The sequence below is a fragment of the Yoonia sp. genome, from assembly GCF_036007805.1.
Classification (GTDB): Bacteria; Pseudomonadota; Alphaproteobacteria; order Rhodobacterales; family Rhodobacteraceae; genus Yoonia.
Genome location: NZ_DASYOK010000220.1, coordinates 1 through 10,942 on the forward strand (window position 1 = coordinate 1; position 10,942 = coordinate 10,942).

Sequence of the window (10,942 nt, forward strand, 5' to 3'; positions counted from 1 at the left end):
GTTGATCGGACTGGCACTGGCCCAAGCCTGGATCGACCAAGGGCAACCCGCGCAGATCATACTGGCCGAACTTGGCCCCGGTCGCGGCACCCTGATGCAGGACGCCCTGCGCGCCACACGCGGTGTGCCGGGCTTTCACCAGGCACTCTCGGTTCATCTGGTCGAGACCTCCCCCACACTGCGCAAAGCCCAAGCCGCGCGCATTGCGCACGCCACATGGCACGACAGTATCGCGACCCTGCCCGACGCGCCACTCTACCTGATCGCAAATGAGTTCTTCGACGCGTTGCCGATCCGCCAATTCATCCGCAGCGGCGACGGTTGGCGCGAAAAGATGATCGGCGTGACGGATGGCGCGCTCGCCTTCGGGCTGTCGGCAGCGGCACCCATCGCGGCAGTCGAACACCGCCTCACAGACACGACAGAGGGTGATCTGGTCGAGATTTGCCCCTCCCTTCCCGCCATCACGGAAACCATCGGCGCACAGATTGAAAAATCCGGCGGCTGCGCGCTGATCATCGACTATGGTGACTGGCAGTCACTGGGCGACACGCTGCAAGCCTTGAAATCCCAATCCTACAGCGACCCGCTTGCAACCCCGGGCCAGGCTGACCTGACCGCGCATGTCGATTTCGCCGCTATCGCCGCCCATGCTGCCCCTGCCAAATATACGCGCCTGACACCCCAAGGCGTCTTCCTTGAACGCCTCGGGATCACCGCGCGCGCACAGGCGCTTGGTGCTAAACTGACGGGTGAGGCCCGCACGGCCCATATCGCCGCACATCGGCGCTTGACCCACCCTGCCGAAATGGGCGACCTTTTCAAAGTGATCGGCCTTTATCCGTCAACCGCAACACCACCTCCCGGACTGGAGCCATGACGCTCGACATTATTACCTCGCCGCTTCTGGAAAATGTCCCGCACGGGTTCTTCACCCGCGCAGGTGGCGCATCCTCCGGCGTGTTTGCCGGGCTGAACTGCGGCTACGGCAGCTCGGACCAGCACGAGATCGTGGCAATCAACCGCTCGCGCGTTGCAAAAACGCTGGGGGTGGACGCAGAGAACCTCGTCGGTGTGCATCAGGTCCATTCGGCCGATGTCGTCACGCTGGCCATACCTGTCACACCGGCCCCTAAAGCCGATGCACTGGTCACCGCAACCAAGGGCGTGGCGTTGTCCATCCTGACCGCCGATTGCCAGCCTGTGCTTTTCGCCGATACGCAGGCGGGCGTGATCGGGGCGGCGCATGCCGGATGGAAAGGGGCCGTCAACGGTGTGCTCGAGGCGACGGTCACCGCGATGGAAAACCTGGGTGCGACGCGTGCCAACATCGTCGCGGTCATCGGCCCCTGCATCAGTCAGGCAAACTATGAGGTCGGGCCAGAGTTCTACGATACATTTCTGTCCGCTGATCCCCAATTCGACCGCTTCTTCCGCCAAGGCAAGGGCGACCGGTTCTATTTTGACCTGCCGGCCTTCGGGCTTTTCAAGCTCAAGCAGTGCGGCATCCGGTCGGCGGCATGGACACATCACTGCACCTACGCAAACCCCGACCGATTCTACAGCTACCGGCGCAGCGTCCATGAACGGCAGGCCGACTATGGACGGCTGATTGCTGCAATAAGGCTGTAAACCGGCGCCGTTTAGGGAAATGAGGCAAGACTTGCCTCGGTTTGTTAAACAAGCCCCGCTTCAGGACTCTCCAGCCTTAGATAATTTCCATGATTATCAAAGATATCCTCCCTTTTTGCGGAATTAATGCGTGCGACTGAATCTTTTCCTGAGTTGGTCAAAATCTCGCCAGTATGATCCCGCATCCTGATCCTCAATCAGCGCCCATAAAGGGCACCAAGAAGAAAGAGGTATCACCATGAAAAGCCGCTGGCAGACATCACTCGAAGCTGCAGTCGCCACATATGACACGCCAATGCCTTGGGCACGTGGCAGCCTGCGTGAAGCAATGATCGCACGCCGTTCAGAAAATGCAGGCGATACAGCGCAACCTCTCGAACGCATCGCACAGGGCGCTTAACGCGCCTCGCCTTGGGTCTTTGCTGCAGTACGCGGCAGGTGGCACGGGGCAAACATGGAAGATGTGGCCATACGAACGATACTGCGCCGTGTGTTGGGGCAGATCTTGGTTGCATCGATTTGCCTGGCATCCGTGCCCCGCAAATCTACACAACTGTAACTATTGCTCAGATGTTGTTGGTGGGACAGCAGATGACGTCAGCTTTGAAAAGGCTTTTTGATGGAACCCTCCCCGACCCCCAGCGCACCGCAAGTGATCGATATCTTCAGTCAGCAGATCAGGCTCACGCCTGCCCAGCGGCAACATGCAAAGACGCAAAACAGTGATATTGCCCAGCGCAAATACGAGGTCATGTACCTTGATGCGCAAGGACGCTTTAACGAGTTCAACACAATTGCCCGCGCCCATCCGGCGTTTGAGGAAGCGTTCTCTGTCCTCGGTCACGCAGCAATCGTGCAGACACAGAACGGGTTTATGTCTGTCGAAGACGTGATGCCGGGCGACGATGTCCGCCTTGCCGATGGCAGCTATGAAAAGCTGTTGTGGCGCGGCCGGATCACGCTTGGTCCCGCGACGAATGCGGCCAATTCAAAACAACCCATGATGACACGGATCACCGGCGATGCGCTCGGCTATAGCCGTCCGTCGCAGGATCTGGTGCTGGGGCCGTCGGCCCGTCTGCTGCACCGTGCCAACGGAATTCGCCGCGTGGCTGGCAGTGATGCCGCCTTCATCCCCGCCGCTGACTTTGTCGACGGCAACAATGTACTCAGCCTCGAGCCTGCAACACCCGTCAGCGTCTTCCAGTTCGGATTTGCCGGGCAGCGCTGTGTCATGGTGAACGGTCTGGAAATCGAAACGCTGCACCCTGGTTCCGCCTTTAATCTGGGCCTGCGGGGCGATGCCTTGCGCGAATATCTCTCGCTCTTCCCGCATAAACGCGGCTTTGAAGACTTTGGCTTGATGGAGCACCCGCGCCTGCGGATGCGCGACCTCGAACTACTCGGCTAGGACCTGCGGGGCGATCTTTACCGATCGCCCCCAGAACCGCCACAAAAGCAGTGCTGCGGCGATGGCCAGTCCGATCACAAGACCCAGCCACAGCCCCACCGCACCAAAGCCCAAGGTAAAGGCCAGCAAATAGCTGACCGGCAATCCGATCACCCAATAGCTGATCACCGCCATGACCATCGGCACGGCCGTATCCTGCACACCGCGCAACAGGCCAAGGGCCAGCACCTGCAACCCGTCAACAAGCTGAAACAAGGCGGCAACCATCACAAGGCTTGCGCCGATCCGCAGCAAATTGGCGCGTTCCGGCTCATTGGGATCAATGAAAAGAGACACCAAGGTCTCTGGCATCGCCAGAAAGATGAGCGACGTTGCCACCGCATAGATCGCCGACAGCCCGATCGCCGTCATACCACCGCGGCGCAACGATAATTCATCCCGCCGCCCCAAGGCACGGCCCGCCCGCACAGTGGCCGCCTGACTGAAACCGATGTGGACCATAAAGGTGAGGCTCGCCAACTGGATGGCGATCCCGTGTGCGGCCAACTCAATCGGTCCGATCCAGCCCACCATGATGGCAGAGGCGCTGAACAGCCCGCCCTCGGCAAGGGATGTGGCACCAATGGGCCATCCCAGCATGAAAACGCGGCGCAGGATCGCGCCATCACTGCGCCAGAAATTCTTGAACAGTTCAAATTGCGGCAGGATACGCAAGATATAGATCACAAGCAGCAGGACCGTGATCAGGGTTACGCTCAAAGACGCAATTGCAGCCCCCATGATCCCCAGTTCCGGCATGCCCCAGTTCCCGAAAATCAGCGCATAGTTGATAAAGACATTCAGCACCGCCGTACCAATCGTGGCCCACAGAATGATCGCTGTGTGTTCAAGTGCTGCCAGAAACGATTTGAACGTCATGACGATCAGCGCAGGGATCATCTGCCAGATGACGATCTGCAGATAGATATGGGCCAGCCGCGACACTTCTGCATCCTGGCCGATGGCGATCAGGATTTCTTCGGCCCAGAAGAACGGGATCGTGACGATCAACCCGTAGATGATCGACAACCACAGCCCCATCCGCGTGACACGGCGGACCTGTACCTCGTCGCCCTGTTCCGCCGCCGAAGCCACCAACGGTGCAACCGCTTGCGCGCACCCTGCGCCCACGATGAAGATCACAAAAAACAACGTGCTGGCGATGGTCGAGGCCGCAAGTGCGGTGACATCATACCAGCCCAGCATAACGGTATCGGTGATATGGATGGCAAACTGTGCCAGATTGCTCAGGATCAGGGGCATCCCCAGTTTCCAGATCGCACGGCTGTGGTCTTGATATGTTTGTGCGACAGGCTGCATGGCAAAAGCCTTAGGCCCGTTCCACGCCCCGGTAAAGTATAATCAGATACTGCGCAGCACCAATTGGCTGGCAAGCAATACGACAATCGCACCCGCCAAAATCTCGGCCCAGGCCAAGGTGCGTGCCACCGCCCCGTGCTGCACCATCTGCAAGGCACTTTCGCGCAATCCGACGGCGGCGAACGCCACCATCACAGTAATGCTCGCGGTGCCCAGACCCATCACAAAGGCCCCGATAATCCCCGCCCAATCAATGCCCAACCGCCACGTCAGGATCAGCAAAAACAGCGCGCCTGTGCAGGGCCGGACCGCAATCGTGCCGATCACCACAGCCGCATCCCGCCAGGAACGCACGGCTTGCGCCTGTTTGATCGTCGGTCCATGGGCATGTCCGCAGGAGGCACAGACGTCACTGTCGCCCTTATGAGCATGGTCATGGTCATGGTCATGGTCATGCTTGGGTCGCAAATGGCGCAAACCCCGCAACATCAACCAAAGACCTACAGCGCCTATCAATGCATAACTGAGCGGGGCCAGCACATCATCGGCCACCCCTGTCATCTGTTCGCGTCCCCAGCCAAAGACAAACACGGCAGCATAGACTAGCAGCACCGCTGTTAGCGCCTGTGCCAGAGATGCGCCCAGCGCCAGCCCCGCCAAGCGCCGCGCAGGCACCCGCGTGCCTGCGCCGTAGCCGCCAATGACCAGCTTGCCATGGCCCGGCCCTGCGGCGTGGACAAACCCGTAGGCAAAACACAGCCCCCAAAGCGTGGCCAATGCTCCCGCTTCACCCGCGCGCAATCCGCGTAAGGCCGCAGCCATCGCGTTTTGCACATCCCGTTGGGCTGCACTGGCATAGCGCGTCACCTGATCGGCCCCGCCAAAGCCCCAGAGCCAGAGCGCGAGCACCCCGAAGGCCGCAAGGATCAAAGCGGGCCAGCGCATGTCACAACAATCGTATCCGCAAACGCATCGCCAATGGCAGGGAAGTAGTCGTCGGGCCCGACATCTTCGGCACTCTGTCCGTCCAAAAGGCTTTCGGCCAGGGCATAGGCAGCATCGATATCGGCGGGAATGATCTCGGCGCTGCAATCATCGCGCCCTTCGATCAGCACGGGACGGCGCAAATCATAAGCGGTGTAAAAACTCGGGTCGTAGACCCGTATCTGGAGCGGTGACGCGCGATCGGGCAAATCCGGTACGGGCCGCAGATGTGTTTCCACAAACAGCCCCTCAACATAGGTCATGCTATGATCCTGCTTTTCCCCCAAAGCCAGCACTGCACCACCCTGCGCGACCTCGAGATCACCGGCATATTCCGGCGGCCATGCGGCAATCTGGCTCTCGAGCAAGGCCTGTTCATCAGCGGTCAGGACCAGATCGCCATCCATGTCGATGCCAAGATCGGTGGTCACCAGAAGCGAAAACAGATCGTCATATTGCCAGTCAAGCTTGATCCCCATGTCACCGGCCTCATCAAAGACAACAGTGACCTGCGCCTGCACAAAAACATGCGGATGGGCCGTCGCGCTGAGGGGCACGGCCAAAGCGGCAAGTAGGGGAAGGACAAAACGCATGCAGCCTATGTAGGGGTATCTTGGAGCATCGACAATGCGCTTGCATCCAACGCCCCGCAGCGATCAATTTTTTGCCAAAAATTGACCTAAGAGCCCCAAGATTTTTCGTCGAAAAATCTGTGGTCACGCCGTAGGCGCAAGCCACCCGCGATAATGCACCATCGGCGCTCCCGTGATGGGGGCTGACAGCGCCACATCAAAATGAAACCGCCCCGCATCTTCATATTCCCGCGCCACACTGATCGGCAAAAGAAAGCGTGGAAAAGGCACCGGCCCCACGCGCCCGGCCTGCACCGGAAAATGCAACTGCCCCTCCGCCACATGCAGACCCAGCGTAAAGGTAAAGGGTCCGAACCGCTCGGTCATCTGCCCGTCCTGCACGCGCAGGAAAGACCAAAACCGCGCAGCGCCAAACTGGCGCTGCCACAACTCCCCGCCCTGTTGCGGCGTCATGGTAACGGTGACATCAATGTTGTCCGTGGCAGGTGGAAACCGGAACAGGAAGGCAATCAGCCGGGCCCAAAGCGACGCACCCCGCGTGACACTGGCGCGCCCGCGCCAGACGGTAGGGCCGCGCAGATCATGCAAATCGCGCACCACGGGGGGCAGTGCATTATAATCCGCCCCGAGATAGCCCGCAAAGAGCGGAACCTTTGATGTCACCCCAATACCTCGCGCCACGAATGTTTCGGCGCAAATCCGACCATCTGCTTGGCCTTGTCATTGGCATAGAATGTCTCATCGGGGCGCATGTCGCGCTTTACCGGCACGCCTTGATAGAACCGTTCGATCACCTCGTCTGATGTGATCCCCACCGACAGATCATCATTCGAGACATTGAAGACCTCATACCCCAGACCATCGGTTTTCAGGCAGCAATCCACCATATGACCCAGATCGCGGGCATCAATATAGGCAAAGATGTTGCGGCGGCGTAGGGCGGGGTCAGCCATATAGGCAGGGAACTGGGTGGCGTATTCATGCGGCTCGATCACATTGTTGATGCGCAGCCCGTAGATATCAATGCCGCTGCGCGCCTGAAACGATTTGCCCGTCACCTCGTTACAGACTTTGGACATGGCATAGCTGTCATGGGGGACGGTCGGGTGGTCCTCATCAATCGGGACATATTCGGGCTTCAGCTCACCATCGGCAAAACAAACGGCATAGGTCGTCTCGGAGCTGGCAAAGATCACCTTGGGGATGCCCAGCTTTACCGCCGCCTCGATCACATTATAGGTGCTCAGCGTATTCTGGCGAAAGCATTCGCCATCGGTGCCGATCATCACGCGCGGCACGGCGGCAAAATGCACAACAGCATCATATTTCGGTACGCCTGTGCCCGGCTCCAGCTCGTGGAAATCGGCGTATTGCGACATCGCGCCAATCACCTGCCCTGCATCACACAAATCAACCAGCAATTCCGACACATCAAGCCCTGACGGTACGCGGTCCACATTCACGACCGTATGGCCCTGCGCTTGCAGATAGGTAATCGCATGACGGCCTGCCTTGCCGCTGCCGCCTGTGAAAAATACGCGCATATCGTCCTCCTGATGTTTGACGCTAAACTAGCCCGCTGCGCACAATCCGCAAGCATTCGAGATTGCCCCCTGCACGCGCGCCTGCCATTATGTCCCAAACCAAAGAAATGAGCAGTACCATGGCCAACGACCTCCTCTCCGGGGCCAGCCCCGACGACTACAACGCCGACAGCATCGAGGTGCTTGAGGGGCTGGAACCCGTGCGCAAACGTCCCGGCATGTATATCGGCGGCACGGACGAACGCGCGCTGCACCATCTGGTGGCCGAGGTGCTGGACAACTCCATGGACGAAGCGGTCGCAGGGCATGCCAACCGGATCGAGGTGGAACTGCACGCGGACTATTCGGTGACGATCAAGGATAACGGGCGCGGCATCCCCGTCGATCCGCACCCGAAATTCCCCGACAAATCCGCACTCGAAGTCATCCTCTGCACGCTGCACGCAGGCGGCAAATTCTCGGGCAAGGCCTACCAGACCTCGGGCGGTCTGCACGGCGTGGGTGCATCTGTGGTCAACGCGCTGTCCGACAGCATGGTCGTGCAGGTGGCGCGCAACAAGGAACTTTACGAGCAACGGTTTTCGCGCGGTATCCCGCTGGGGCCGGTGCAGAAACTGGGGCCCACGCAAAACCGGCGCGGCACCACGGTAACCTTCCACGCGGATGCGGAAATCTTTGGCAGCCAGCGGTTCAAACCCGCCCGCCTCTTTGCCTCGATCCGCTCCAAGGCCTACCTCTTTTCGGGTGTGGAAATCCGCTGGAAAACGGAAATCGACGATAAGGAAACCCCGCTCGAGGCCACCTTCCACTTCCCCGGCGGCCTGTCGGACTACCTCAAGGAAACGCTGGGCAGCGCCAGCACCTATGCCGACAAACCCTTTGCCGGCACCGTGGACTTTAACGAAAAATTCGGTGAACCCGGCAAGGTCGAATGGGCGATCAACTGGACACCCGTGCGCGACGGTTTCATCCAGTCCTATTGTAACACCGTGCCCACCCCCGAAGGCGGCACCCATGTCAGCGGCTTCTGGGCCGCGATCCTGAAGGGGATCAAAGCCTACGGCGAACTCTCCAACAACAAGAAAGCCGCACAAATCACCCGCGAGGACCTGACCTCGGGCGGTTGCGCGCTGGTCTCCTGCTTTATCCGCGATCCGGCCTTTGTGGGGCAGACCAAGGACCGCCTGTCCTCCGAAATCGCCGCGAAAATGACCGAAGGGGCGGTGCGCGACCACTTTGACAACTGGCTGGCCAATGACACGAAATCCGCCGGTGCGATCCTTGATTTTCTGGTGCTGCGCGCCGAGGAACGCCTGCGCCGTCGTCAGGAAAAGGAAACTGCGCGCAAATCTGCCACCAAGAAACTGCGCCTGCCCGGCAAGCTGACGGATTGCACCTCCAAAGACCGCAAAGGGACAGAATTGTTCATCGTCGAGGGCGACAGCGCGGGCGGGTCCGGCAAAGGCGCACGCAACCGCGTCAATCAGGCGCTCTTGCCGCTCAAGGGCAAGATTTTGAACGTGCTGGGGGCCGCCTCATCGAAACTGACGACCAACGCCGAAATCAACGACCTCTGCGAGGCGTTGGGTGTCGGCATGGGCACCAAATTCAACGTCGAGGACCTGCGCTACGAGAAGATCATCATCATGACCGACGCCGACGTCGACGGCGCACATATCGCGTCACTTTTGATGACGTTTTTCTTCACGCAGATGCGGCCCCTGATCGACAACGGCCACCTCTATCTGGCCTGCCCGCCGCTCTACCGCCTGACGCAGGGCGCGCGCCGCGTCTATGTGGCCGACGACGCCGAGAAAGAGGCAGTCATGGCCAAAGGCCTTGGCGGCAAAGGCAAGATCGACGTGCAACGCTTCAAGGGCTTGGGCGAAATGGACGCCAAGGACCTCAAAGAAACCACCATGGACCCCGCCACCCGCAAACTGATCCGCGTCACCGTGCATGATGATGTGCCGGGGGATACAGCCGATCTGGTGGAACGTCTGATGGGCAAAAAGCCGGAGTTGCGGTTCCAGTACATTCAGGAGAACGCACGGTTTGTGGAGGAGTTGGATGTTTGAGGTGATACCTTGTTCTTGATGTATGCAGATGAAGCAGACCAAGACGGTTCACGAGAATTTTTGGTGTATGCCGCAGTATTTTTTCCGGCTGATGCGACACTGAAACTTCATAAGGAAGTTGTCAGACTAAGATACAAATATGGTTTTAAGGACGGGGACCTGTTGAAGTTTTCAACAGGCACCAAGCCCAAACACGTCGACCGAGGCGATCATACTAAACTCAAAAATGATATTCTGAACCTAGCAACGGATTTTGGCTGCCAAACTTGTTGTTATGTGGTTCCGCACTCCATCGCAAAAGGCCAAGACAATCAAACCCGCCTGAAATTTGGTATAAACACTCTGCTCCTGAAATTTGACCAGTTTCTCAGAGAAAGTGGAAAGGTCGCTGGTACTGTCCGGTTCGACCACACTAATGACTTCAAGCAAATGGCTTATTTTGAAGAGGTTTTCCAACTTGGCATGGATTTCCAAGGCAAACGGAAGAAACTTGATCACATCGTGTCTATTGAACAAACTAGTATTGGATTAAGCCATTTATCTAGCATAGCGGACATCGTCGTCGGTTCATTTCGTTTTGTGATAAATGAGCCTGATAAAGATCAAGTAGGCGCCCTACTCTTCAAGCAATTGTCTAAACTTATGTGGGGCGAAAAGAACAAATCTGGGACAAAATTGGTTCGAGAACGAGGCCTGTGTATACGTCCCAGAACTGTCGAACACTCTGAATATGAAGCAGACATTGCGGCCTTTGTTGATAGGCTCGTAAAGTATCAACAAGCATAAAGCAGACCAGTTTGCCAACACTAGGGCAGCGCCCAACTTGAAGGGTGTTCGCAACATCGGTGTGCCATACTATGCCTTCAGTGAGTGAACCAGCCCTGACACCCCCACCGTTGCAAAAGCGCCCTCCGGGGGGAGGTCGGGCGCTGCCCGGCGATGCCGGGCGGGGTGTTTTGTGAGGGCATCGCCAACGTTGCCGGGGAGAACCCCGGCTTACGGGTGCTGCACCGTAGGTCGGGGTTCTCCCCGACACACCTGCACCGCACGACATCGTATGTCGGGGCAGGCCCCGACCTACGGGTTGCGTCCTCTCGTAGGGTGGGTGAAACCCACGCGGCCCCCACGGATATGCACAAACCTCGGATCAAGTGCCACGCAGCCCCGGACCTGATCCGGGGCCTCTGCCGCTCTGTGTGACGAGGTCCCGGGTCAGGCCCGGGACTGCGGGCACATCCCACCCCCGATCGTGCACCTTTGTACATACGCAGTGTGTACAGCTTGTGTACGCAAAACATACGCCCCTTTCCCTCGCGTCACGCCGCCCTATTTCCACCTTAT

At 58.7% G+C, this 10,942-nt stretch carries 11 protein-coding genes; 6 read left to right on the plus strand and 5 right to left on the minus strand.

The window, feature by feature from the left end; all coding sequences use genetic code 11:
* The 4 genes from VGP75_RS12195 to VGP75_RS12210 form a co-directional block, all read left to right on the plus strand.
* On the plus strand, positions 1-880 hold an 880-nt coding region (locus VGP75_RS12195; RefSeq protein ID WP_327543928.1), incomplete at its 5' end, for a class I SAM-dependent methyltransferase.
* Positions 877-1,632, plus strand: coding sequence for a peptidoglycan editing factor PgeF (pgeF, locus tag VGP75_RS12200; protein ID WP_327543929.1), 756 nt, complete (start codon positions 877-879; stop codon positions 1,630-1,632). The genes VGP75_RS12195 and pgeF, both read left to right, overlap by 4 nt.
* A 238-nt stretch (positions 1,633-1,870) precedes the next feature.
* Positions 1,871-2,032, plus strand: a complete 162-nt coding sequence (locus tag VGP75_RS12205; protein ID WP_327543930.1) for a hypothetical protein — start codon at positions 1,871-1,873, stop codon at positions 2,030-2,032.
* Positions 2,033-2,251: 219 nt separating this feature from the next.
* Positions 2,252-3,043, plus strand: coding sequence for a Hint domain-containing protein (locus tag VGP75_RS12210; RefSeq protein ID WP_327543931.1), 792 nt, complete (start codon positions 2,252-2,254; stop codon positions 3,041-3,043).
* Here VGP75_RS12210 and VGP75_RS12215 read toward each other — a convergent pair.
* The 5 genes from VGP75_RS12215 to VGP75_RS12235 all read right to left on the minus strand — a co-directional run bounded on the left by VGP75_RS12215 (position 3,032) and on the right by VGP75_RS12235 (position 7,523).
* Positions 3,032-4,402 (minus strand): MATE family efflux transporter, encoded by a 1,371-nt coding sequence (locus VGP75_RS12215; RefSeq protein ID WP_327543932.1) that lies wholly within the window; start codon positions 4,400-4,402, stop codon positions 3,032-3,034. The two genes, VGP75_RS12210 and VGP75_RS12215, sit on opposite strands and share 12 nt — an antisense overlap.
* 42 nt (positions 4,403-4,444) lie before the next feature.
* Positions 4,445-5,347, minus strand: coding sequence for a nickel/cobalt transporter (locus VGP75_RS12220; RefSeq protein ID WP_327543933.1), 903 nt, complete (start codon positions 5,345-5,347; stop codon positions 4,445-4,447).
* Complete coding sequence (locus tag VGP75_RS12225) at positions 5,329-5,979, minus strand: DUF1007 family protein (RefSeq protein WP_327543934.1); 651 nt, start codon at positions 5,977-5,979, stop codon at positions 5,329-5,331. The genes VGP75_RS12220 and VGP75_RS12225 overlap by 19 nt, the downstream gene beginning before the upstream one ends.
* Before the next feature lie 123 nt (positions 5,980-6,102).
* Positions 6,103-6,642, minus strand: coding sequence for a DUF4166 domain-containing protein (locus VGP75_RS12230; protein WP_327543935.1), 540 nt, complete (start codon positions 6,640-6,642; stop codon positions 6,103-6,105).
* Positions 6,639-7,523, minus strand: coding sequence for an NAD-dependent epimerase/dehydratase family protein (locus VGP75_RS12235; protein WP_327543936.1), 885 nt, complete (start codon positions 7,521-7,523; stop codon positions 6,639-6,641). Before VGP75_RS12235 ends, VGP75_RS12230 begins: the two co-directional genes overlap by 4 nt.
* Positions 7,524-7,642: 119 nt before the next feature.
* Here VGP75_RS12235 and parE point away from each other — a divergent pair, with 119 nt between their 5' ends.
* A complete protein-coding gene (parE, locus tag VGP75_RS12240; protein ID WP_327543937.1) occupies positions 7,643-9,601 on the plus strand; it encodes a DNA topoisomerase IV subunit B in 1,959 nt (652 codons plus the stop codon).
* Between the two features lie 9 nt (positions 9,602-9,610).
* Positions 9,611-10,387, plus strand: coding sequence for a hypothetical protein (locus tag VGP75_RS12245; protein ID WP_327543938.1), 777 nt, complete (start codon positions 9,611-9,613; stop codon positions 10,385-10,387).
* Positions 10,388-10,942 lie beyond the last annotated feature (555 nt).

Coding starts and splice junctions, on each gene's coding strand:
- parE (WP_327543937.1), top strand. CDS start 7,643: ATGGCCAACGACCTCCTCTCCGGGGCCAGCCCCGACGACTACAACGCC.
- VGP75_RS12210 (WP_327543931.1), top strand. CDS start 2,252: ATGGAACCCTCCCCGACCCCCAGCGCACCGCAAGTGATCGATATCTTC.
- VGP75_RS12215 (WP_327543932.1), bottom strand. CDS start 4,402: ATGCAGCCTGTCGCACAAACATATCAAGACCACAGCCGTGCGATCTGG.
- VGP75_RS12205 (WP_327543930.1), top strand. CDS start 1,871: ATGAAAAGCCGCTGGCAGACATCACTCGAAGCTGCAGTCGCCACATAT.
- VGP75_RS12235 (WP_327543936.1), bottom strand. CDS start 7,523: ATGCGCGTATTTTTCACAGGCGGCAGCGGCAAGGCAGGCCGTCATGCG.
- VGP75_RS12220 (WP_327543933.1), bottom strand. CDS start 5,347: ATGCGCTGGCCCGCTTTGATCCTTGCGGCCTTCGGGGTGCTCGCGCTC.
- pgeF (WP_327543929.1), top strand. CDS start 877: ATGACGCTCGACATTATTACCTCGCCGCTTCTGGAAAATGTCCCGCAC.
- VGP75_RS12225 (WP_327543934.1), bottom strand. CDS start 5,979: ATGCGTTTTGTCCTTCCCCTACTTGCCGCTTTGGCCGTGCCCCTCAGC.